General features: G+C 66.4%; 21 protein-coding genes. 11 read left to right on the top strand and 10 right to left on the bottom strand.

The annotated features are described in order from the left end of the window. Positions 1–3: 3 nt before the first annotated feature. On the bottom strand, positions 4–2,313 hold the full coding sequence (locus tag AC4JJG_RS12355; protein WP_495401573.1) for a transglycosylase domain-containing protein: 2,310 nt from the start codon (positions 2,311–2,313) through the stop codon (positions 4–6). A gap of 191 nt (positions 2,314–2,504) precedes the next feature. After that, complete coding sequence (locus AC4JJG_RS12350; protein WP_495401689.1) at positions 2,505–2,894, bottom strand: DUF5318 family protein; 390 nt, start codon at positions 2,892–2,894, stop codon at positions 2,505–2,507. Between the two features lie 181 nt (positions 2,895–3,075). Between AC4JJG_RS12350 and AC4JJG_RS12345 the strand changes: the two genes are divergently transcribed. From AC4JJG_RS12345 to AC4JJG_RS12330, 4 genes are all read left to right on the top strand, one after another. Beyond that, positions 3,076–3,798 (top strand): PadR family transcriptional regulator, encoded by a 723-nt coding sequence (locus AC4JJG_RS12345; protein ID WP_495401574.1) that lies wholly within the window; start codon positions 3,076–3,078, stop codon positions 3,796–3,798. Further along, positions 3,791–4,882 carry an inositol-3-phosphate synthase gene (locus AC4JJG_RS12340; protein WP_495401575.1) on the top strand — a complete coding sequence of 364 codons (1,092 nt, stop codon included), beginning with the start codon at positions 3,791–3,793 and terminating at the stop codon, positions 4,880–4,882. The genes AC4JJG_RS12345 and AC4JJG_RS12340 overlap by 8 nt, the downstream gene beginning before the upstream one ends. Before the next feature lie 444 nt (positions 4,883–5,326). After that, positions 5,327–6,754: a phenylacetate--CoA ligase family protein gene (locus AC4JJG_RS12335; RefSeq protein ID WP_495401576.1), complete on the top strand. Its 1,428-nt coding sequence runs from the start codon at positions 5,327–5,329 to the stop codon at positions 6,752–6,754. Then, complete coding sequence (locus tag AC4JJG_RS12330; protein WP_495401577.1) at positions 6,751–7,773, top strand: ThiF family adenylyltransferase; 1,023 nt, start codon at positions 6,751–6,753, stop codon at positions 7,771–7,773. Before AC4JJG_RS12335 ends, AC4JJG_RS12330 begins: the two co-directional genes overlap by 4 nt. Before the next feature lie 103 nt (positions 7,774–7,876). Here the strand turns inward: AC4JJG_RS12330 and AC4JJG_RS12325 are convergent, their stop codons facing one another. Both AC4JJG_RS12325 and AC4JJG_RS12320 read right to left on the bottom strand, forming a co-directional pair. Further along, positions 7,877–8,536: a hypothetical protein gene (locus AC4JJG_RS12325; protein ID WP_495401578.1), complete on the bottom strand. Its 660-nt coding sequence runs from the start codon at positions 8,534–8,536 to the stop codon at positions 7,877–7,879. Positions 8,537–8,844: 308 nt separating this feature from the next. After that, the gene (locus tag AC4JJG_RS12320) at positions 8,845–9,591 is read right to left on the bottom strand and encodes an MSMEG_1198 family transcriptional regulator (RefSeq protein WP_495401579.1); all 747 of its coding nucleotides are present in this window, start codon (positions 9,589–9,591) and stop codon (positions 8,845–8,847) included. Positions 9,592–9,778: 187 nt separating this feature from the next. On the opposite strand from AC4JJG_RS12320, the gene AC4JJG_RS12315 reads away from it, so the two are divergent. After that, entirely contained in the window at positions 9,779–10,495 is a 717-nt protein-coding gene (locus AC4JJG_RS12315) for a helix-turn-helix transcriptional regulator (RefSeq protein WP_495401580.1), read from the top strand. A gap of 276 nt (positions 10,496–10,771) precedes the next feature. Here AC4JJG_RS12315 and AC4JJG_RS12310 read toward each other — a convergent pair whose 3' ends face one another. Together AC4JJG_RS12310 and AC4JJG_RS12305 are read right to left on the bottom strand one after the other, a co-directional pair. Next, positions 10,772–11,851 carry a DNA polymerase domain-containing protein gene (locus AC4JJG_RS12310; protein WP_495401581.1) on the bottom strand — a complete coding sequence of 360 codons (1,080 nt, stop codon included), beginning with the start codon at positions 11,849–11,851 and terminating at the stop codon, positions 10,772–10,774. Between the two features lie 5 nt (positions 11,852–11,856). Then, positions 11,857–12,906 (bottom strand): ATP-dependent DNA ligase, encoded by a 1,050-nt coding sequence (locus tag AC4JJG_RS12305; RefSeq protein ID WP_495401582.1) that lies wholly within the window; start codon positions 12,904–12,906, stop codon positions 11,857–11,859. 79 nt (positions 12,907–12,985) lie between these two features. Here AC4JJG_RS12305 and gluQRS point away from each other — a divergent pair, with 79 nt between their 5' ends. After that, positions 12,986–13,927: a tRNA glutamyl-Q(34) synthetase GluQRS gene (gluQRS, locus tag AC4JJG_RS12300; RefSeq protein WP_495401583.1), complete on the top strand. Its 942-nt coding sequence runs from the start codon at positions 12,986–12,988 to the stop codon at positions 13,925–13,927. Between the two features lies 1 nt (position 13,928). Here the strand turns inward: gluQRS and AC4JJG_RS12295 are convergent, their stop codons facing one another. The 3 genes from AC4JJG_RS12295 to tgt all read right to left on the bottom strand — a co-directional run bounded on the left by AC4JJG_RS12295 (position 13,929) and on the right by tgt (position 17,840). Continuing rightward, positions 13,929–14,948: a hemolysin family protein gene (locus AC4JJG_RS12295; RefSeq protein WP_495401584.1), complete on the bottom strand. Its 1,020-nt coding sequence runs from the start codon at positions 14,946–14,948 to the stop codon at positions 13,929–13,931. Continuing rightward, positions 14,941–16,329, bottom strand: coding sequence for a hemolysin family protein (locus AC4JJG_RS12290; protein WP_495401585.1), 1,389 nt, complete (start codon positions 16,327–16,329; stop codon positions 14,941–14,943). The genes AC4JJG_RS12295 and AC4JJG_RS12290 overlap by 8 nt, the downstream gene beginning before the upstream one ends. A gap of 221 nt (positions 16,330–16,550) precedes the next feature. Continuing rightward, the gene (gene tgt, locus AC4JJG_RS12285; RefSeq protein ID WP_495401586.1) at positions 16,551–17,840 is read right to left on the bottom strand and encodes a tRNA guanosine(34) transglycosylase Tgt; all 1,290 of its coding nucleotides are present in this window, start codon (positions 17,838–17,840) and stop codon (positions 16,551–16,553) included. 54 nt (positions 17,841–17,894) lie between these two features. Here tgt and AC4JJG_RS12280 point away from each other — a divergent pair, with 54 nt between their 5' ends. Then, complete coding sequence (locus AC4JJG_RS12280) at positions 17,895–18,365, top strand: hypothetical protein (RefSeq protein WP_495401587.1); 471 nt, start codon at positions 17,895–17,897, stop codon at positions 18,363–18,365. Positions 18,366–18,406: 41 nt separating this feature from the next. After that, positions 18,407–19,213, top strand: a complete 807-nt coding sequence (locus tag AC4JJG_RS12275) for a MerR family transcriptional regulator (RefSeq protein ID WP_495401588.1) — start codon at positions 18,407–18,409, stop codon at positions 19,211–19,213. Here the strand turns inward: AC4JJG_RS12275 and AC4JJG_RS12270 are convergent. Further along, positions 19,202–20,521, bottom strand: a complete 1,320-nt coding sequence (locus AC4JJG_RS12270; RefSeq protein ID WP_495401589.1) for a UDP-N-acetylmuramoyl-tripeptide--D-alanyl-D-alanine ligase — start codon at positions 20,519–20,521, stop codon at positions 19,202–19,204. The genes AC4JJG_RS12275 and AC4JJG_RS12270 overlap by 12 nt on opposite strands. Before the next feature lie 56 nt (positions 20,522–20,577). Between AC4JJG_RS12270 and AC4JJG_RS12265 the strand changes: the two genes are divergently transcribed. The 3 genes from AC4JJG_RS12265 to AC4JJG_RS12255 all read left to right on the top strand — a co-directional run bounded on the left by AC4JJG_RS12265 (position 20,578) and on the right by AC4JJG_RS12255 (position 22,603). Then, positions 20,578–21,672 (top strand): D-alanine--D-alanine ligase family protein, encoded by a 1,095-nt coding sequence (locus AC4JJG_RS12265; RefSeq protein WP_495401590.1) that lies wholly within the window; start codon positions 20,578–20,580, stop codon positions 21,670–21,672. 31 nt (positions 21,673–21,703) lie between these two features. Continuing rightward, complete coding sequence (locus AC4JJG_RS12260) at positions 21,704–22,111, top strand: hypothetical protein (protein WP_495401591.1); 408 nt, start codon at positions 21,704–21,706, stop codon at positions 22,109–22,111. Between the two features lie 81 nt (positions 22,112–22,192). Continuing rightward, complete coding sequence (locus AC4JJG_RS12255; RefSeq protein WP_495401592.1) at positions 22,193–22,603, top strand: NADH-quinone oxidoreductase subunit A; 411 nt, start codon at positions 22,193–22,195, stop codon at positions 22,601–22,603. Positions 22,604–22,606: the final 3 nt, after the last annotated feature.

Here is a 22,606-nt window from a genome sequence, read left to right as displayed (position 1 = left end):
GGCTCAGCCCATCGGGGGTTCGGGAACGTCTCCGCCATTGGCACCGGGGCCCGCATCGCCTGCGCCACCGCCGTTTCCGTTGCCGCCGTTCCCGTTGCCGTTTCCGCCACCGTTTCCGCCGCCACCGTCGCCGTTGTAGTTGCCGGCACCACCGCCGGGGTTACCGGGAAGGGGGATGGTCACGCCGGGAGCCAAGGTGATGCCACCTCCGCCGCCTCCGCCGCCGTCACCGCCGGGAAGACGCGGGAGAGGAGGCAGCTGGGGGCCGCCGCGACCCGGGTTGCGGGTCGTCGGTCCCTGGTCGTAGGTCTGCGCGGGCGCCTCATACGGCACGCCGGCCTGACCGCCGACCGCCTCGGGCTCCGGGAATTCCTCGATCGGTTTGCCCTCGAGCGCACCGTTCATGCCCTGACGCCAGATCTGGGCGGGCAGCCCGCTGCCGTAGATCGATGCGCCGCCGTAGTTCACCAGTGCGGTGCCCTTGTCGGTGCCCACCCAGACCGCGGTCGCCAGCTGCGGCGTGTAGCCGACCATCCAGGCGTCCTTGTTCTGACCGGTGTCGCCGAGCTGGGCGGTGCCGGTCTTCGCGGCGGAGGGCCGGGAGCCGAGATTGGGATCGGACAGGCCGTTGCCGTTCGAGTACGACGCGATCGGCTGCAGGGCCGCGGTCACGTTGTCGGTGACCTTCTTGGGGAAGACCCGCTTGCCCTGATTCGGCTGATGCTCGAAGAGCACGTCACCGTCGGAGGTCTCCACCTTCTGCACCATGTACGGCTCGCGGTAGACACCGGAGGCGGCCAGCGTCGCGTACGCGGACGCCATGTCGATGACCCGGGACGGATACTGTCCGAGCACCACGCCGCCCTCGACGCCGCCGTCCTTCTGCTGCAGCGTCTGCGTGACGTTGCCGAAGCTCTTCGCCACACCCGCCTTGTGCGCGGCGTCGGCCACTGCCTGGGCCTGGCCGTCGAGGTCCATCATCAGCCGGTAGTACACCGTGTTGAGCGACATCTTCATGGCGGTGGCCAGATTGCAGCTGCCGCAGCTCTCGCCGTCGGAGTTCTCGACGACCAGTCCGCCGGCACCCTCGTAGGGAGCCGAGCTGTAGACCTTGGAGAGCGGGATGCCCTGCTCGAGTGCCGCGACGAGGGCGAAGACCTTGAACGACGAACCGGTCTGCAGACCGGCCTGCGCGTAGTCCCAGCCGCTGCCCTGGTTGCCACCGAAGTAGCCCTTCACCCCGCCGGTCGCGGGATCGATGGACACCGAGGCCGAGCGCAGCTTGGCCGGTTCGCCCTCGAGCTTGTCCTTCGACGCCGAGACCAGGGACTTCTGCACCTGCGGATCGATGGTCGTGGTGACCTTCAGGCCTTCGGTGCGCACCTGCTGCTCGGTGATGTTCAGCTTGCCGAGTTCGGCGAGTACCTGCTGCTTGATGAGTCCGTTCGGACCCGGGGTGTCGTCGGTCTGCGCCTTCGCCTCGAACACACGCGGGTACTTCTGGTTCGCGCGATCCGCGGGTGCGAGCGCACCGATGGACACCATGCCGTTGAGCACGTACTCCCAACGATCCTCGGCGGCCTTCTTGTTCACCTCGGGGTCGTAATAGGACGGCGACCGGATCGACGACGCGAGGACCGCGGATTCGGCGACGGTCAGCTTGCGGACGTCCTTGCGGAAGTAGGCCTGGGCGGCCGCGGAGACACCGTAGGCACCGCGACCGAAGTAGATGGTGTTGAGGTAGGCGGCCATGATGTCGTCCTTGGACCATTCGTTGGACATCTTGGTCGCGATCGCGAGCTCGTTGAATTTGCGTTTGAAGCTGCGTTCGTCGCCGACGAGGGCGTTCTTCACGTACTGCTGGGTGATCGTCGAGCCGCCGCCGGCCTCGCCGCCGTTGCCGGTGATCTGGCCGATCACCGCGCGCGAGAGTCCGCGGATCGAGAAGCCGGAGTTCGTCTTGAATTCGCGGTCCTCGGCCGCGATCACCGCGTCCTGCATGGACTTCGGGATGTCGGAGATCTTGACGTCGCTGCGGTTGCCCTCGGGCGGGACCACCCGCGCGATCGTCTTCCCGCTGCTGTTGAGGATGGTGGCGACCTGGTTCTGCTTGATGTCACCGGGTGCGGGCACGGATGCGCCGAGATAGGTGAAGGCGAAGACCAGGATGCCGATCAGCATCACGGCGGGCACGATGCCGCCGATGAGGCCGAACACCCAGGCGATGAGCCGATGGCGGCTGCGGGTCTTGTCGTCCGGGGAGGCCGAATCACGGCCCGCGTTCCCCCGCGACGACGTCGGTGTGCTGCTCATCGCCCCACCGTTCCTTTCCTGCGACTTCCTGCGACCGGCCCGCGCATACGCACGGCGGTCGCGATGAACCTTCTCGTCAGGTCACTGCGCCTCGCCCGACCACGGACCGTCACCAATTTGTTATCTACCACTGTGACGCATGCGGGGCCGGTCCGGCAAAACTCTTCACACGTCGACGGACCTGGTGCCGACTACTTCGCCACGCGCCGGGTGCGCGTGGATCGTGGCGGCAATCCCGCAACGTACGACAGAACGAGATGGTTCCAGCTGCAGGTCCGGCACACCTCGACGACGTGTACCGAGAACTCTTCGGCCGTGGCCGCGAGGCGACCGATCTCCTCGTTGGTCCGCGCGGAACCCGACACCTGCCCCAGCTTGTCGCCGAAGACCCAGGACACCAGGGTGACCTGTTCCTTCCGGCAGATGGGGCACACGGTTTCCGATTGCCTGCCATGGAATTTCGCGGCTCGCAGCAGGTACGGACTCGCATCGCACACGTCCGCCACGGCCGTCCGGCCCGCGTGGACATCAGACAGCCGTGACCGCCGTTGCAGGGCGTAGTCGACGATCTGGCGTTGCACGTATTTCAGGGTACGTGGTCGGTCGGCACCGGTCTCGACGACGGCCGACGCGTCCCGGCGTTTCCTCATCCGGCACCCCATAGTGGCCACGGTTATATCGGTGCGATACATTGGGAACTACATCACGACGAGATGTCGTGCCGATCTGTCACGGAGACCACGAGGAGAGGGGTGATCGTCGATGCTCGAACTGGCCATCCTCGGATTGCTCCTCGAATCCCCCATGCACGGCTATGAGCTGCGCAAACGACTGACCGGTCTGCTCGGCGCGTTTCGTGCGTTCTCCTACGGCTCGCTGTACCCGACGCTCCGCCGCATGCAGGCCGACGGCACGATCGACGAGGCCAGCACACCGGCCGGAGTCAAGGTGCGCCGCGGCCGGCGGGTCTACCAGCTCACCGATGCCGGACGGGAACGTTTCAGTGAACTCGTCGCCGACACCGGCCCGCAGAACTACACCGACGACGGGTTCGGCGTGCACCTCGCGTTCTTCAGCCGGACACCGGCGGTGGCGAGGATGAGGATTCTCGAGGGTCGTCGACGTCAGGTCGAGGAACGCCGTGAGGGGCTGCGCGAGATCGTCGGCCGCTCCAACCGCGCCGTCGACCGGTACACCCGTCAGCTCCACGAGCTCAGCCTCGAGTCGAGCGAACGCGAGGTCCGCTGGCTCAACGAGCTCATCGCCGCCGAGGCCTCCGAGACACACACCGACGACCTGCCCGCCGACCAACGGTCGGCCTCCGACGAACCCGGTCATGACCTGATGACCGACACCGTCGACACAGACTTCCGCGTCACCGGCTCGACGAGCCATGACCGGGAACACCAGAAAGAAACCGAGAAAGAACCGGTGGCGCAGCAGACTGCGACGCCCCGAGTAGAAGGAGAGCCCGACCATGGGTGAGCCCAATAAGGTGCGCGTGGCCATTGTGGGCGTAGGAAACTGCGCTTCATCCTTGGTCCAAGGCGTGCAGTACTACAAGGATGCCGACGAGAACTCGACGGTGCCCGGCCTGATGCACGTGAAGTTCGGGCCGTACCACGTGAGCGACGTCGAGTTCGTCGCCGCCTTCGACGTGGATGCCAAGAAGGTCGGCTTCGACCTGTCGGACGCGATCTTCGCGAGCGAGAACAACACCATCAAGATCGCCGACGTGGCGCCGACCGGTGTCACCGTGCAGCGCGGCCACACGCTCGACGGCCTGGGCAAGTACTACCTGGAGACCATCACCGAGGCCGACGGCGACGGCGTCGACGTCGTGCAGGCACTCAAGGACAACGAGGTCGACGTCCTCGTCTCGTACCTGCCCGTCGGTTCGGAGCAGGCCGACAAGTTCTACGCGCAGTGCGCCATCGACGCGAATGTCGCGTTCGTCAACGCCCTGCCGGTCTTCATCGCCTCGGACCCGGAGTGGGCGCAGAAGTTCACCGACGCCGGTGTGCCGATCGTCGGCGACGACATCAAGAGCCAGGTCGGTGCGACCATCACCCACCGCGTGATGGCCAAGCTGTTCGAGGATCGCGGCGTCGCCCTCGACCGCACGTACCAGCTGAACGTCGGCGGCAACATGGACTTCAAGAACATGCTCGAGCGTGAGCGCCTGGAGTCCAAGAAGGTCTCGAAGACCCAGGCCGTGACCTCGAACCTGAAGGGTTCGCTGGCCGGCAAGGTGCAGGACAAGAACGTCCACATCGGCCCGTCCGACCACGTCGAGTGGCTCGACGACCGCAAGTGGGCCTACGTCCGCCTCGAGGGCCGTGCCTTCGGCGACGCACCGCTGAACCTGGAGTACAAGCTCGAGGTCTGGGACTCCCCCAACTCGGCGGGCATCATCATCGACGCCGTCCGCGCCGCGAAGATCGCCAAGGACCGCGGCATCGGCGGACCGGTCATCCCGGCCTCCGCCTACCTGATGAAGTCCCCGCCGGAGCAGATCGCCGACGACGTCGCGCGCGCTCAGCTCGAGGCGTTCATCATCGAGGCCTGATCTCGCGGGCCTTCGCTCGACCGACCACGTCCCCGCCGCATCCCACAGGGCACTCCGCCCTCGACGGATCCGGCGGGGACGTCGTCATCTCATGACGACGACTCACCGCCCCCGAAGGCGATATCATCGAATCCGCCACTCGCGACAACCGGTTCCCCGATGTAATTCGATTGACTGACCACCGGAATTCTTGACAACCGGCCGAGCGCTCCGTCGTAAACCAAATGGCAATCACCCGATTAATGACAGACATCGATAGTGCGGCCGGGCAAACAGCACTCTGATTCGGAACCTGCTGGGGTGCAGACACTTTCAGAACCGACGGATGTCTCCGTACGCATCGCGAAAACTCCGGGGAAATTAATTTCCTGACTCGGGAACACGCTTCCAGTGGGGAAGCACTCTTCGTTTTGTCCCAACCGACACAAACGAAGGACCACTCCGATGACACAGAGCATCACCCGGCGGACCGGCCTCGACTGCGCCACGGACATCGCCATCCGGGCGGCACATCAGGTCGACGCCTACGGGCAACTCCTCCGCCGAGCCGGAATCGATCCCGAATCGATCCGCGGAGTCGAGGATTTCTCGCGGCTGCCCATCATGACCAAGGACAACTACCTGTCCGCACACCCACTGCCCGCGCGGGTGGATCGTGGCGCGGTCAGTACGGTCACCCACATCGCCGGCAGTTCCGGATCGACCGGCAAGTATTCGCTGTACGGCCGCGGAAAGGTCGCGCGCGACCAGGCCGCGACGATGTTCGACCGGATCTTCACGCGCAGCTACCAGAGCCACACCAAGTCGACCCTGCTGATCGTCGGATTCGCGATGGGCACCTGGATCGGCGGGGTGTACACACTGCAAGCGTCGGATGAACTCATCGAGCGCGGCCACATGCTGACGATCTCGACACCCGGCATCGACGCCGACGCCATCATCCGGGACCTGGGCGAACTCGGCCCGTTCTACGAGCAGGTCGTGATCGCCGGCTACCCGCCGTTCGTCAAGGACGTCCTGGACCAGGCTCCCGATCATCTGATGGCACAGGAGATCAGCCTGCTCCTGGCGGGCGAGGCGATCACCGAATCGTGGCGCGATCATGTGCTGGAGCGGCTCGGCCGGCCGGGCGAGGCCCACCGCATCTGCCTCAAGTACGGCACCGCCGACGCCGGCCTGATGGGTTACGAGACACCGGAAACCATTGCCATCCGGCGTGCCGCCACCCTCGATCCGCATCTGAACTCGGAACTGTTCGGCGCCTGCGGTCCGACACAACCCACCTTCGTCGAGTACCACCCGGAGTTCCGCTACGTCGAGACCGACCGGGACAACAACCTGCTCTTCACCGTGGACGGTCCGGCACCCCTGATCCGTTATCGCATCAACGATCGCGGACGAGTACTCGACGGCGTCCAGCTGCAGAACGAATTGCACGAACTCGGCTATACCGATCTCGCGCACCGGGTCGAGCCGACGGCCAACTTCCTGGTCCTCAGCGGACGCCCGGACGTCGCGGCGATCTTCTACTCGCTCAACGTCTATCCGGACAATGTGCGTCCCGCACTGGACGATCCGTCGGTGACGGATTCGGTGACGGGACGCTTCGCCATCGAGACGGCCTTCGACGACGAGCATTCGCAAACCCTGAAGGTCCGGGTGGAACTGGGCGCGCACGTCGCGCCGTCGGAGAACCTGCGGAAGCGCCTGACCATCCGGTGCCTGGCATCGATGCTGGAGACCAACTCCGAATACCGCGCTCTCCATGCACAACTCGGCGAGCGTGCCGAACCCCTCATCGAATTGCACCTGCACCGGTCGCCGGGCTTCGGCGACGGCATCAAGCAGACCTACATCAGGAGGAACCAGTGATCGAGATCCTGCACCCCGACACCGATCGGGCACGCATCGAGGAACTCCGCCTGCCGGACAGCGGATTCCGGTTCAGCGACGCCTGGGAGCACGCACTGCCGGAATTGCAGGAGCTCGCCCGGTTCTCCGGCGAACCGATTCCGGCCGAGGCGGATCTGGAGAAGGTCAGCCGTTACGTCGTGTATCCGTGGCGGGCCACCATGGTCCGCGTACCGGAAAGCGCACTGTTCCACCGGCTTCGCACGGCACGCAACCGGTGGCTGATCACCCAGGAGGAGCAGGATGCCTGGTCGTCGGCGACCATCGCGATCGCCGGGCTGAGTGTCGGCGCGTCGGTGCTGCATGTGTCGGCACTGACCGGGGCCCGGCGGTTCCGGATCGCCGATCCGGACGTGCTCGGGCCGACCAATCTCAATCGGCTGACCGGCTCGGTCTGCGACCTCGGAGTACCCAAGGCCGTTCTGGCACAACGCCGGACACTGGAGGCGGATCCGTACGCGACGATCGAGGCCTTCGAGGAGGGCTACTCCCCCGAGGCGTCGGATGCCTTCCTCGGCGGCGAGGGCACCGAGCAGGCCACGGTGCTGATGGAGGAGATGGACGACCTCGCGATGAAGGTCGCCATCCGGGTGCACGCCCGTGCGGCGGGCATACCGGTGATCATGGTGACCGATGACGGCGACAACGTGATCGTCGACGTCGAACGCTACGATCTGGACCCGGATTATCCGCTCTTCCACGGACGCGCGGGCGACGTCACCGAACTCGACGCCGACGCCCTCCGGGATCCGGCCCAGCGGGTGCGGTTGGCGGGGGCGATCGTCGGCGACGACGTCGCGCCCCGTCTGACCGCATCGCTCGCGGAGGTCGGGCACACCTTGCCGTCGTGGCCGCAACTCGGTACGGCAGCAAGCCTGGCGGGTGTCGTCGGTGCGATGGTCGCGCGAAAACTGGTGTGCGGGGACGATGTTCCGTCCGGCCGGCACCATATCCGGATCGATGCCGCGGCCGGTTTCTGATCCGTATCGCCTCGCTCGGCCGTCGACCCGACGGTGGGTCGGCCGGCATGTGCCGGTCGACCCACCGCGGCCTCGGTCCCGCTCCTCCCTTCGGGACCGAAGATCACGCGCAGTCGCGAATGTCGATGACACCCCCGATGCCCTCGAGCCGGATGGCGCCTCGCGTCTCGACCACCATCTGGCCGTCCAGCGTCTCGTCGTAATGCTCCCAGAGCTTGTGCAGCACATCGGGATCGTCGATGCCCTTCCGCATGAGTACATCACCGCGGAGCAACGTGCCGAGATGTTCGGTGTAACAGCGGAGTGCGACCTGACCGTCGATCGCGTGGCGCGATGTCTGGTCGGCCAGGAATGCATGCACGGTGGCCTCGCTCGCGAGCACGTCGTCGGCCGGATCGATCATCGCCGCCTGTACCACCGGGGGGATCTTCCTGATGAGCGTGCGTACCACGTCGATCACCCTGTGCGGCAGCGGTTTCACGCGGTAGTCGAGAAGACTGGTCGCCCAGCCAGCCGTGTAGCGACTGAGTGGATCGATCAGATCCGCGCACAGTCTGGACACCGCATTCCAGCCGTCGGCCTCGGCCGAGGCCATCTGCGCCTTGGTCAACAGCGTGGGAACCGTGGGATGCAGATCCCCGGACCACGGCCGCCTGCCCATGTGACCGGACCAGCTCTTGAGCTGATCGGCGTAGGACTTGGACTCGCGGATCGGGCGACCCACGCCGTCGCGCCATGCCATCAGCAGATCGTTGCGGGTCACGGTGGCGTCGTAGCCCGTGAACCACCAATCGCGCGCCGGCCGGGGCGCGGGAGTCGAAATGTCCGGCGGTCTGAGTATCACTCCGATCCCCCTCGGCTCGGTCAATGCCCGCACAGTGTAGGACTCCCCAGCGGCTGTGCACCGACTTGATCGAGAGGACTAGTACGAAAGTACTAACGCCGTGATTCACCCGCGTCGCGCTTCGTCCGGCACACGACTCCGGCGTCGGTTGCCGGAATCGCGGCCGGCGACACCGGCGCTGTCACACCGGAATTCGCAAGCGGGAGTTGAGAATGAGTGCGGTCGACTCAGTGAAAGTTCTCGGACAGCACATCGACGTGGCCGTGCCTGCGACACCAGCTGGTGATGTACCGGGCATGCAGTCCGCACCAGCGGTAGACCGCGGCCTGAGTCAGCGGCATGCGCTCGTCGCATTCACCGCGCTTGCGCATGATCGGTCCCAGGTAGTGGGTGGCGACCTTGTTCGCGGTATTCGGCGACACCTTCGCGGCCACCGCCAGCCCGGCATTGTCCGTGGCATTGCCCGATGCGATGGCGCCGGCGAGACGTGCCGCGGTGACGCCGCGGCGACCGGTGAACATCTCGTAGAGGGGCGCCCGCGAGGTGGGGATCTCGGTCTTGAGCCGCTGCCCGAGCGCCACCCGCCGGATCGCGTCCGTGAGCTCCGGCAGACCGTCGGACTTAGCGACGACCCCGCAGACCTCCGGGCGTAACCGCGCCTCCTCGAGGTAGTCCTGCTCCAGGGTGTGCCCCTGCGTCGCGAGCAGGATCGGCGCCATCCGATTCGACGCGAGGAGGCTGTCGATGACGTCGAGTCCGTCGAAGTGCCATTCCACGTCCGGGCGGTTCCAGACCAGGTCCGCCGCCACCACGTCGAAGCGAACCCGGCCGTTGATGCTGCTGACGAACTCATCGCGATCCCGGGTCACGACGACGGTGACGTCGTCCTGCGCTTCCTGAAATGCGAGCCGCAATGGTCCAGCCACCACATGACCCAACGGGGATGCGAGCAGAATACGAATGCCGATGGTCATATGCGTAATCATGCCTGAAACAGGACTCTCATGCACAATGCGACATTTAGGAAACTTAGCGTTGGGTCAAGTCACCCAAATTTTCCTTGCGCCTGTCGAATACTGCGCTGATCTACCGCCGATCTCTGACAACCATGGAGATTGCGACACGCGCCAAGGCTGTCGCGACGAGCGGAGGGACCAACACGTGACAAGTCGTACTGGCTTGGATACCCACGACGTGATCATCGCGGGAGATGGCACCGCAGTCGATCAGGCGGTGCTGGCCCTGGTGGAGAAGTGTGGCTACCGCGCAACCGTGGTGACAACCTATGCAGAACTGGGTGCGCGCCACGCGCCGGGCGTCGTCGTGTTCCGCGACGAGATCCAGCTGGCCCGCGTGGTGCGGGCACTGCCGTCGACCAATGCCGTCCTCGTCGGCATCGGCGCGCCGGCACGCTGGAAGACCGTCCGCGGACGCACGGTGCACTGGCTCACCGGCAGGCAGGCCGTCAACGGCCTCGGCCGAATCCTGCACGCCACCCTGGGTTCGGCGGGACCGGTCCGGGACCGCGTCCACATCACACCGCGCGAACGCGAGGTCCTGCGGACCTACCTGCTCGGTTCGACCGTCGCCGAGACGGCTGCCGAGCACGGCATCTGCCACAGCACCGTGAAGGCGCATTACCGTCGTGTCGCCAACCGATACCTGCTGGCCGACCGCCCGGTGAACAACCGGGTCCAGCTTCTCCTGGAGATGGTGGCCGACGGATGGATCAAGCATCGTTCGGTGCCGGGCAGCGCCAACCCCGACACAGACCTCATCCATGATCCCGAGATGACGTCGGTCGACGCCGAGTCCGACATGGACAGCGAGGTGCCCGATGATTACGGACAGCGCCTCCACGCACCAGCGGTCGGGTGATCCCAAGACCCCCGAAGACGCCGGATGCAGCTCGATACTGACATCACACCCCCGACCAGTGATGTCGACATGAGCTGAACCCCTCGATCCGGCACTTCTCGGGTTCCCCGAACGCCGGGACCGTCCCCGTCACGTTCCGTCCATGCGACGCGAACGTGGCGGGGGCGCCTCCATGTCACCAGGTGCGGCAATCACCCTCCCGACGCGCACTCGTCGTCGTGGCCTACCTGCCGACCCCCTATCGTCGATCCCGTTGCGCACCCGAGGGTCTCACACTCAGTCGGGGATACGATTGCCGTCGTCGTCCCAGTGCGCCGCGACCTTCTTGCTCGGCTGCACCCGCGGCGGTTCCCCCGGCATCTTCGGATAGCTCGGCGGATACGGCATGTCGCCCAGGCCGTCCTGGTCGTCGCGGGCGACCATGTCCAGCAACGGCGCCAGATCGCGCCGGTAATCGGCGATATCGGCCATCGGATCTCCGCGCCGCGCAACGAGATCCGGCACGGTGGCGATGGTGCAGTCATCCGGGTTCACATCCGCGAGCTCATCCCAGGTGACCGGAGTCGACACCCGCGCGTTCGGACTTCGTCGGGCCGAATACGGCGACGCCATCGTCCGGTCGCGCGCGTTCTGATTGAAATCGATGAAGATCCGCTCGCCGCGCTCCTCCTTCCACCACGAGGTCGTGACGGAATCCGGATCGCGCCGTTCCATCTCACGGGCGATCGCGATCACCGCCCGTCGCGTTGCGATGAAGTCGTGGTCCGGGACGATCGGCACGTACACATGGACCCCACGCCCTCCGGAGGTCTTCGGAAAGCCCGTGTACCCCAATTCATTCAGCAGCGGATTGAGCACCTCGATGGCGACGCGACGCACATCATCGAAGTCGGTCCCCGGCTGCGGGTCCAGGTCGATCCGCAGCTGATCCGGATGATCATTGTCGGGTGCTTTGGTCGGCCAGGTATGGAACGTCACGGTGCCGAGGTTCGCGGCCCAGACGACATCGGCGGGAACCGTCGGCAGGATCGCGTCGCCGGTGCGTCCGGACGGGAACACGATGCGCGTGGACTGCACGTGCTCGGGTCGCTTCTTGGCGATGTGCTTCTGATAGATCTCGTCGCCCTCGACGCCGTCCGGGAACCGTTGGAGGAAGGTGGGGCGATCGCGCAGCGCGGCCATGATCGGACCGTCATGGCCGTCCCGGGGCAGCGCCATCGTGCGGTAGTAACCGACGAGATCCCTTTTGCGGCCGCCCTTCTCGCCGAGTTCCGGAAAGTAGATCTTGTCCGGATTGCTCAGTCGCACGGCTATGCCGTCGACGTCGAGTTCTTCGGCAGGCGCTCGCGATGCCATGGTGATCAGCCTTCCAGCACGTCGTGCAGGTCGTAGGTCAGGGGAACCTCGAGCTGGTCGTAGCCGCAACTGCGCGGATCACGGTCGGGTCGCCAGCGCAGGAATTTCACGGTGTGCCGGAAACGATGGTTCTCCATCTGGTCGTACGCCACCTCGACGACCAGTTCCGGCCGGATCGGGATCCACTCCCCGGACTTCTCGGAGCGCCACCGGGTCGGCTCGCCCGCGGCGGGCTTGTCCGGGTCCAGCCTCATCGGTTCGAACATCTCCTGCAGTTCGATCCGTGTGGCGTCGGAGAACGCACCTGCGCCGCCGACCATCCGGAGCTCGCCGTCGTCGTGATACAGCCCGAGCAGCATCGAGCCGAGTCCGGTTCCGCTCTTGTGCACCCGGTACCCGAAGACCACGCAGTCCGCGGTGCGCTTGTGCTTGATCTTCACCATCTCGCGCTTGTTCTGCACATACCGGCCGGCCACGCGTTTGCCGACGACCCCGTCGAGTCCGGCGCCCTCGAAGGCCGAGAACCAGTCGCCGGCCACGTCCGGGTCGGTGGTGACCCGGCTGACGTGGAAGGAACCGCCGGTACCGGCGGGATCGATGGCTTCGGTGAGCACCTCTCGTCGTACCGAGAACGGTTCGTCGAGAACACTTCGCGACCCCGATGCCAGAGCGTCGAATCCGATGAAGATGGCGGGGGTCTGCTCGGCGAGCATCGTAACCCGCGACTCGGCCGGATGAATGCGCTGCGCCAACGAGTCCCAGTCCAGTCGGCGGGTCCCGCCGATGGTCGCCGGTACGCCGATCTCACCGTCCAGCACGACCTTGTCGGGCAGCTCCGCGCGCGCCGCGTCGACGAGCTCGGGAAAATAGCGTGCCAGATCTTTTCCGCCACGGGAGCCGATCGCCACCTCGTCGCCGTCCCGAAAGATCAAGGCCCGAAATCCATCCCATTTCGGCTCATACGACCACTCGATTTCGCCGGCGGGCTGCTCCGGGACGGAGGGCACGGCCTTGGCGAGCATCGGGGCGATCGGCGGCATTACCGGAAGATCCACCCCACCATGGTGTCACGGCTCGCGACGCAACTGTAGAGGTGACGTGCCGTGATGTTGCCGGACGGTAATGTCGCAGGCGATGAACCGCGCAGCACCGGCACCGACCGATCACCTATCGGCCGGGCGATTCGCCCCGTCCCCGTCGGGCGATCTACACGTCGGCAACCTGCGCACCGCACTCCTTGCCTGGCTGTTCGCGCGCCACGAGAACCGGCGGTTCCTGATCCGCATGGAAGACCTCGACCGGACGGCCGTCGGTTCGGACCGTCGCCAGCTCGACGACCTCGCCGCCATCGGGCTCGACTGGGACGGTGACGTCGTCTACCAGTCGGATCGCCTCGATGTGTACCGGCAGATCATCACCGAACTCACCGACGCCGGACGGACATTCGAGTGTTTCTGTACCCGTCGGGAGATCTCCGAGGCCCCGTCCGCTCCACACGCACCGCCCGGTGCGTATCCGGGAACCTGCCGTGATCTCGATGCGGCACAACGTGATCGACGACGGCGAGAAGGCCGTCCACCCGCGCTCCGCATCCGATCCGACGTCGACGAGTTCACCGTCGACGACCGGTTGCAGGGCCGATTCACCGGAGCTGTCGACGATTTCGTGATCCAGCGCAACGACGGCACTCCCGCCTATAACCTCGCGGTCGTCGTCGACGATGCCGCACAGCACGTCGACCAGGTGGTGCGCGGCGACGATCTGCTCTCGTCCGCGCCGCGGCAGGCCTACCTGGCGACCCGGCTCGGGTATTCGCCGCCGCGCTACGCCCACGTACCGATGGTCCTCAACACCGAACGGGTGCGGCTGAGCAAACGGGACGGCGCGATCACCCTGTCCGATCTGGCCGATCACGGTCTGTCGGCCGCCGACGTCCTCGCCCGTCTCGCGTACTCGCTGGGGCTCGCCGACGCGGGCGAATCCGTCGACACCCCGACACTGCTGCATCGCTTCGATCCCGGCGCGCTGCCCCGGGAGCCGTGGATTCTGGCTCCCGGGGACCTGGTCGACCGCTGACTCAGGCCGTCGTCGCGAGCAGTCGTTCCAGCACGTCGTTGAGGGTCAGCAGACCGGTCACGGTGCCGTCGTCGGCGACCGTGGCGACGTGCTGGCGCCGCTCACGCATCAGGCCCAGTGCCTCATAGACGGGCAGCTCCGGTGCCAGTGAGAGCACCGGTCGCATCAGGTCCCGGGCGGTCGTCCCCGGCGCCGCCCCCAGGCTGTCGCGAACGTGCACCACACCCAGGACACCGCTCTCGGAGGTGTCACCAGGTGTGCGCCACACCAGGATTCGCGAATGACCACTGTTCACGGCGACCGCCTGGATCTCGTCGGCATCCGCATCCGGTGTGACACCCCGCGGCGTGCCGTCGGTGGCCACCTCGCCGACCGTCAGCGACTGCAACTCGAGCGCACTCGACAGCGGCATGTGATAGCGCTCGTCGAGTGTGCCCACCTCGGCCGAATGATCGACCAGATGCCGTAGCGCCTCCGAATCCTGACCGCTGCCAACCTGATCCACCGGCTCCACACCCACACGGCGCAGACACCAGTTGGCGATCCGGTTGAGTTGCACGATCAGCGGGCGAGTCACCCACATGAAGGCGCGCATCGGCAGGGCGAGCATCGTCGCCGAGCGCTCCGGATGTGCGATGGCCCAGGACTTCGGCGCCATCTCACCGATCACCAGGTGCAGGAAGGTGACGATGACCAGCGCCAGGACGAAGCCCGCCACGTCGGCGACCCACAGCGGTGCGCCCCAGTCCTCGAAGAGCGGCGTGAGCCAGTGGTGCACAGCGGGTTTCGTGATCGCACCGAGCGCAAGCGTGCACACGGTGATGCCGAGCTGCGAACCCGCGAGAAGTACCGACAGTTCCGACGCGCTGCGCAGCGCCGCCCTGGCCGAACGGCTCGTCGGTGCGGCGTCCTCGAGCCGGTGGCGGCGCGCGGCGATCAAGGCGAATTCCACCGCGACGAAGAACGCGCTCGCCGCGATGAGAGCGATGGTGATCGCGACGATCACCCAGGGGTTACTCATCGTCGGCTCCGTCCTTCGGTGCGGACTCGTCATCGATGGTCAGGCCGACCAGCGACGGCACCCGCTTGTCGACGGCCAGCACCCGGGCCCGCAGAACGGGCGCTTCCGGGGAATCCCCGTGCGCCGCTGCGGGCTCGGGATCGAGCGTCATCACGACCTCGTCCCCGACCTCGGGCAACCCGACGAATTCGGAGATCACCAGGCCGGCGATCGTCTCGTGATCACCGTCGGGCAGATCATGGCCCAGCGCACGCGACACCTCGTCGAGGTGTGCGTCGCCGCGGACCGTCCAGCCGCCGGCGCTGCGCTCGATCTCCGGCGGCGCCAGGTCGTCGTGCTCGTCGTCGATCTCCCCCACCAGTTCCTCGGCGATGTCCTCAACGGTCACGATGCCGGCGAAGCCGCCGTATTCGTCGATGACGATCGCCATCTCGTCGCCACGCTCGTCGATGCGAGCCAGCGCCTCGGGCAGGGGCAGCGACGACGGCACGACCACGGCGGGCCGGGCAAGGTCCGCAGCCACCGTCGTACGGTCGTGCGGGTCCTCCGCGGACCATCGGAGCAGATCGTGCAGGTGGATGACGCCTTGGATGTCGTCGCCCGAACGGTCGATGACCGGGTAGCGCGTGTGTCCCTCGCGCATCCGGGCCAGCACGTCGACGGCCGGTTCGTCGGCGGACACCAAGTCCACTCGCAGGCGCGGGATCATCGCGTGTTCCGCTGTGCGGGTGGGGAAGTCGAGAACCCGGTCGAGCAGCATGGACAACTCGGCGGGCAGCTCGCCGGTTTCCCGGGACTCGGCCACGATGTGTTCGAGGTCCCGCGGGGTCGCGGAATGCTCGACGTCGTGCACCGGCTCGATGCGCAGGAGGCGCAGCAGCAGGTTCGACGACTTGTCGAAGAGCGCGATCAGCCAGCCGAACAACGCGAGGTAGATGGTCGTGGAACGGGCCAGCCAGCGGGCCACCGGCTCCGGACGGGCGATGGCCAGGTTCTTCGGGAACAGCTCACCGAGCACCATCTGCACGATGGTGGAGAAACCGATCGCGATGAAGGCACCGATCGCCACTCCCGCGGCGACCGGGACGCCCACGTCGCCGAGGAGATCGCCGACACCGCGTCCGATCAGCGGTTCGGCGACGTAACCGACGAGCAGGCCCGTCACGGTGATGCCCAGTTGGGCGCCGGAGAGCATGAAGGAGGTGCGGCGGGTGACGGACAACGCGCGTTCCGCGGCACGGTCACCGGCCTGGGCGCGCGCTTTGAGCCGTGACCTGTCGACGGCCATGTAGGCGAATTCCTGCGCCACGAAATAGCCGGTCAGAGCGGTGATCGCGAGAACGATCAGAATACCGAGGACGATACCGAGGAGAGTCAGCACGACACCCTCCGATTGTCGGCGGCGTCAGCACGGGGCGAACTGGATCTTCGGGGTTTTCGGCGCTTGGCGCGTCTCATCACTGCTTTCTCGGTAGAGGTGGTCACCAGAATACTGGCGCTACCAGAGTGCCGACAGTTCGCACGTTGCGCAAATGGCCGGCAACCGGACTGGGACGGCAACGACAATCTGGCCGCGTCGACCTCTCCGCGTGTATGTCCGGTTCAGCGCGTACCTGCGTAGTACCGGCCGAGGAACTCGTCGCGGTACTCGGTGTAGTTGCCGTCCTCGATGGCCTGCCGCGCCCGATCCACCATCGTCACGATGAAGGACACGTTGTGCAGCGTCGCCAGGGTCGCCGCCAATCCTTCCTTCGCCTTGAACAGATGATGGAGGTAGGCGCGCGAGTACTGCGAACTGTAGTTCTCCATCTCCGGATCGAGAGGGCGGAAGTCCCTGCGGTACTTGGCATTCGTGATGTTGTAGCGGCCGTCGAGTGAATAGATCGCCCCGTTGCGGGCGACTCGCGTGGGCGATACGCAATCGAAGGTGTCGGCGCCGTTCTCGATGGCGGTGAAGATGTCGTCCGGCTCGCTGATGCCGAGTAGATGCTTCGGCATGTCCTCGGGCAGTTCGTCGTTCACCCAGCCGACAATCGTGCCGAGGTTGTCCTTCTCCAACGCACCCCCGATACCGAATCCGCCGAAACCCAGACCGCCCTCGGCCTGATCGGCGCGGCCGAGTTCGGTGAGGTCCCGTGCCGCCTTGCGCCGCAGATCCTCGTACTGGGCGCCCTGGATGACGCCCCACAGGGATTGGCGCGGGCGATGGGTGCGTTCGGCGGTCAGCCGGTTGTGTTCGGCGAGGCACCGGATCGCCCACAGCCGCGTCCGCTCCAATGAATTCTCCTGATAGACACGAGTATTCATCAGAGTGGTGAGTTCATCGAAGGCGAAGATGATGTCCGCACCGAGTTGATGCTGGATCTGCATCGACACCTCGGGGGTGAATCGGTGGGCGGAACCGTCCAGGTGGGATTTGAAGGTGACACCGTCATCGTCGACCCGCGACAGGCGCTCCTTGCCGTTGGCGGTCAGGTCGTCGTCCGGCTCGCCGGTCGCGGCCATGGAGATGACCTTCTTGAAGCCTGCGCCGAGCGACATCACCTGGAAGCCACCGCTGTCGGTGTAGGTGGGGCCCGGCCAGTTCATGAACGCACCGAGGCCACCGGCCTCGTCGATGATCTCCGGCCCGGGCTGCAGATACAGGTGATAGGCGTTGGCCAGCACGGCCTGCGCCCCCAGTTCGCGCACCGCCTCGGGCAGCACGGTCTTCACCGTCGCCTTGGTACCCACGGGTACGAACGCGGGCGTCCGGATGTCGCCGTGCGGGGTATGGATGACGCCTGTTCGTCCACGGCCTCCGGGCAGTGTGGTCCCCACCGTGTAGCCGTGGTCGACGCGACCGTCCGAGGTCGGAGGGGCAGAATCGGCGTGCAGGTCGTCGGAGCTCACCGATGCATCTTCGCAGGTCGCGACCGCGCTTCCCAAACCCGGTACGGTAAGCACATGTCGCGAAACCGCCACCGGATCACGCTCGCCGTCGCCGCCGGAATGCTCGGCCTCGCACTCACCGCCTGCGGAGGTGAACAGGAGGCCGACTCCACGTCCACGTCGGCCGCCACCTCGGCGCCTGCCGCTGCCTCGGCCGAATCCCCGACCACCACGGTGTCGGAGAACTCCAGCGCATCGGTCGTCGGCGGCCCCAAGCCGGCCAAGCCGACCACCGAGGTTCCCGATCACCACGACGGCCAGAAGGCCTGCGGTACGGTGCCCGGACCGGACGGCGCGTTGCGAGTACTCCTGCTGGCAGGCGATCTCGAGTGCGATGCCGCCAAGGAGGTGGCCACCGACTACGCGCCGAAGATCGCGACCGGGCAGCGACAGACCGTCCGGGACTGGACCTGCGGTCCGTCGGAGGTCCAGGGACTGCTCGCGGCGTGCCAGAAGGACAACTCGGTCATCGGGTTCGCACCCTGACGCTTGACCCTGACGCGACGTGAGGCACCACAGTGGCCGATGTGAGCGTAGGAGACACCACCCGGCCACGCGGGCGGACCGTCGGTGAGACGGCTCGACTCGTGGGCGTCAGCGTCCGGACACTGCACCACTATGACCGCATCGGTCTGGTCGTGCCGTCGGCCCGCAGTACCGCCGATTACCGCCTCTACGAGGATGCGGATATCGAACGGCTGCACCGGGTTCTGACCTACCGGGAACTCGGATTCTCCCTCGAGCAGATAGCGACCCTGCTCGACGATCCGCACGCGGATGCGATCAAGCATCTCCGTGATCAGCTCGACCTGCTCCACGAGCGGATCGATCGCTTGCACCGGATGGTTGCGGCAGTGGAGGACATGATGAATGCGAAGAAACAGGGTATGCAACTGACCGCCGAGGAGCAGGTGGAGATCTTCGGCGACAACTGGCCCGGCGAGGAGTACGCCGAAGAGGCGGAACAGCGCTGGGGCGACACCGATTCCTGGAAGCAGAGCCAGGAGCGGACCGCCACGTGGACCAAGGACGACTGGCGGCGCATCAAGGCCGACACCGATGAGTTGGAGTCGGCCTTCGCCGACGCCCTGCACACCGGCGTCGCACCCGGTACGCCGGAAGCCGACGCCCTCGCCGAACGGCATCGGGCGCAGATCAACGAGTTCTACGACTGCGGGTACGAGATGCAGACCTGCCTGGCCGAGATGTACATCGCCGACGAGCGCTTCACCAAGCACTACGACGATCTCGCTCCGGGACTGGCGCAGTACGTCCGCGACGTGATCGTCGCGAATGCCGAACGCATGACCCGAGAGTCGGCGTCAGGCGAGTAGGGCTTCGGCCACTCGCTCGAGGGCGGCCACGCGGCTTCCCTTGACCAGCACGGCATCTCCGGCCTGAAGGTCGGCCAGGGCGGCGGCCGCCTCGTCGACTCCCCCGACGTGGCGGGCCGCCGGCCCGTAGTGCGGTTCGTCCACCGCGATCACGTCGATACCGAGCGCCCGGGCCTCGTCCGCGACAGCGCTGTGCTGGGCCGCGGACTCGTCGCCCAGTTCGGCCATCGTCCCGAGCACCGCCACGCGACGGCGAGCATCCAGTGCGGCAAGGGATTTCAGCGCCGCCGACATCGACGTCGGATTCGCGTTGTAGGCGTCGTTGAGGATCGTCACGCCGGCTGCGGTGGTGCCGAATTCCATACGCAGACCGGACAATTCGGCTCCGAGCAGACCGTCGGCGAGCGCTTCGACGGGCACTCCGAGCCAGCCCGCGGCAGTGGCGGCCGCCAGGGCGTTGGGCACCTGATGTTCGCCACGCGCGCCGAGACGGATGTCGGTCTCACCCCACGGAGTGTGCAGGCGGAACGACGCGCGCAATTGGTCGTCGAGGGTGATGGCCGTTGCGTGCACGTCCGCGGACGGGGTCAGTCCGTAGGTGAGGACTCCGGCATCGGTGCGGTCGGCCATGCCGGCGACCACCGGATGGTCGGCGTTGAGGACGGCGAGACCGTCCACCGGAAGTGACTCCACCAACTCCCCCTTGGCGCGGGCCACCGCGTCCAGGTCACCGAAGAGTTCGAGGTGGACGGCTTCGACGCGCGTGATGATGCCGACGGTGGGCCGTGCGATCCCGCACAGGAGGTCGATGTGCCCGATGCCGCGAGCGCCCATCTCGACGACGACCGCCTCGGTGTCGTCGGCCGCATTCGCCAGTGTCAGCGGCAGTCCGAGTTCATTGTTGAAGGATTTCTGGCTCGCCGTTGTGCGATAGGTCGTCGCGAGGGCACCGGCCAGCAGATCCTTGGTGGAGGTCTTCCCGACCGAGCCCGTCACACCGACGACCCGATCCGGAAGTCGGTCACGGGCTGCACCACCCAGATCGGCGAGAGCCGCGGCGGTGTCGGTCACCTCGACGGCGGTGGCCGCGACATCGGCGAGCGGCGGTTGCGCGGTCAGATACGCGGTGGCACCGGACTCCACGGCACCGGGGATGAAGTCGTGCCCGTCGCGGTCCGCGACGATCGGCACGAACAGTTGTCCCGAGGTCACCGACCGCGAATCGATGGACGCACCGTCGACCGGAACGTCGTCGCCCACGAGCCGTCCCCCGACAGCGGCTGTCACCTCATTCGCTGTGAATCGCACAACGCAACGATACGGCCAGGAGAAATCCCGTTGCCGGGGGCCGTATCGTGACTGCCATGGCTGCACCCCTCCTGCGACTGGTGGTCCTCTACGGCGGCGTATCCGCCGAACACGACGTTTCCCGTGTGACTGCCGCACATGTGCTGGCCGCGGCGAACCGCACCACCTACGACCTGGTTCCGATCGGGATCACCCGCGAGGGCGCCTGGGTGCGCAACGACGAAGCCCTCGACGCATTGCAGGACGGCACGCCGCTGCCGGACGCGCTGTCGACCGACGGCACCCCGATCGAACCGATCGCCGTTCTCCGGGACGCGGACAATCCGGCCACCGGGGCCGCGAAAGCGGTGACGGTGGTACTGCCCCTGCTGCACGGGCCGCACGGCGAGGACGGCACCGTCCAGGGGCTGCTCGAACTGCTCAAGATCCCCTACGTCGGTTCGGGTGTGCTCTCGTCCGCGCTGTGCATGGACAAGGCGATGGCGAAGATCGTCACCGAACAGGTCGGCATCCCGCAGTGCCGCTGGATCGAATTCCGCGACGGCGTCGACGACGCACGGACGATCGTCGAGCGCGCCGTCGACGAACTCGGGTTGCCGGTCTTCGTGAAGCCCGCGAATCTCGGGTCGTCGGTGGGCATCTCCAAGGCCCATGACGTCTCCGAACTGGACAAGGCCATCGATGTGGCCCTGCGGTACGACGACGTCATCGTCATCGAGGAAGCCGTCTCGGCGCGGGAGATCGAGGTCGCGGTGCTCGGCAACACCGCACCGGCGACGTCGCTGCCCGGTGAGATCAAACCGGCCAGCGATTTCTACGACTACGCCGACAAATATCTGACCGGCTCCGCCGAACTTGTCATCCCCGCCGAATTGTCCGACGATGCGACTGCCGAGGTCCGCGAGCTCGCCGCACGCGCCTTCCTCGCGCTGCGGTGTGCCGGGATGGCGCGCGTCGACTTCTTCTATGAGGAGGGCGGACGCGGCTGGCTCCTCAACGAGATCAACACGATCCCCGGATTCACCCCGGCCTCGATGTATCCGAAGATGTGGGAGGCCTCCGGTCTGGCCTACCCGGACCTGATCGATCAGCTCGTCACCTTCGCACTCGACGGACACCGCCGCCGCGCTGGATTCTCCATCGATCGCTGATTCGCGCCCGATCGCCGGTAGCATCAACCGCGTGACCGATCCGAACGCGCCGAAAGTGGTGCGCGTGCTGGTCTATTCGGATCATTCCGACACTCGCGCGCAGGTCATCTCCGCGCTCGGCCCGCGACCCGATCCCGCATTGCCGGAGTTGAGCTTCGTCGAAGTGGCCACTGCACCGATGGTCTTCGCGCAACTGGAGGCCGGGGTCGTCGATGCGGTCATCCTCGATGGCGAGGCCGCGCCCGCCGGTGGGATGGGTGTCGCGAAGCAGATGCGCGACGAGATCGATCCGTGCCCGCCTATCCTCGTGCTCCTCGGCCGCGCCGATGATCGGTGGCTCGCCGACTGGTCGCGCGCCGACGCCACAGCCACCCTCCCGGTCGACCCGCTCACGCTGCCCGGAACCTTCTCCGACCTGCTGAGAAACGCCGAAGCCTAGAAAGTTCGGCGCCTCACCCACGGCACTTGTAGGCTATGTGTCACAGCTCACATCGATGGCGTCAGTGGGGAGGCCCACACCATGAACGCGTACGTGCCGATTCTGGTCCTCGGCGCAATTGCGGTGGCATTCGCGGGATTCTCCGTGTTCGTCGCAATCGCGATCGGCCCGAAACGGTACAACCGCGCCAAATTGGAGCCCTACGAGTGCGGCATCGAACCGCTCACCGAAACGCACGCTGTCGGGAGCACGGGCGGCGCACTGACCGTCGCCGAACGAAGCAGGCACATCATCCAGCGTGTGCCGGTGAAGTACTACCTCACCGCGATGCTGTTCATCATCTTCGACATCGAGATCGTCTTCCTCTATCCGTGGGCGGTCGCCTTCGACATGCTCGGCTGGTTCGGCTTCCTCGCCATGGCGCTGTTCGTCGTCAACGTGTCGGTGGCCTACGCCTACGAGTGGCGGCGCGGAGGACTCACCTGGGATTAGCAC

The organism is Gordonia sp. B8661-1 (assembly GCF_059427765.1).
This window is presented reverse-complemented; position numbering and strand designations above follow the sequence as displayed.

Coding starts and splice junctions, on each gene's coding strand:
- AC4JJG_RS12255 (WP_495401592.1), top strand. CDS start 22,193: ATGAACGCGTACGTGCCGATTCTGGTCCTCGGCGCAATTGCGGTGGCA.
- AC4JJG_RS12335 (WP_495401576.1), top strand. CDS start 5,327: ATGACACAGAGCATCACCCGGCGGACCGGCCTCGACTGCGCCACGGAC.
- AC4JJG_RS12320 (WP_495401579.1), bottom strand. CDS start 9,591: ATGACCATCGGCATTCGTATTCTGCTCGCATCCCCGTTGGGTCATGTG.
- AC4JJG_RS12295 (WP_495401584.1), bottom strand. CDS start 14,948: ATGAGTAACCCCTGGGTGATCGTCGCGATCACCATCGCTCTCATCGCG.
- AC4JJG_RS12340 (WP_495401575.1), top strand. CDS start 3,791: ATGGGTGAGCCCAATAAGGTGCGCGTGGCCATTGTGGGCGTAGGAAAC.
- AC4JJG_RS12265 (WP_495401590.1), top strand. CDS start 20,578: ATGGCTGCACCCCTCCTGCGACTGGTGGTCCTCTACGGCGGCGTATCC.
- gluQRS (WP_495401583.1), top strand. CDS start 12,986: ATGAACCGCGCAGCACCGGCACCGACCGATCACCTATCGGCCGGGCGA.
- AC4JJG_RS12355 (WP_495401573.1), bottom strand. CDS start 2,313: ATGAGCAGCACACCGACGTCGTCGCGGGGGAACGCGGGCCGTGATTCG.
- AC4JJG_RS12280 (WP_495401587.1), top strand. CDS start 17,895: ATGTCGCGAAACCGCCACCGGATCACGCTCGCCGTCGCCGCCGGAATG.
- AC4JJG_RS12310 (WP_495401581.1), bottom strand. CDS start 11,851: ATGGCATCGCGAGCGCCTGCCGAAGAACTCGACGTCGACGGCATAGCC.
- AC4JJG_RS12345 (WP_495401574.1), top strand. CDS start 3,076: ATGCTCGAACTGGCCATCCTCGGATTGCTCCTCGAATCCCCCATGCAC.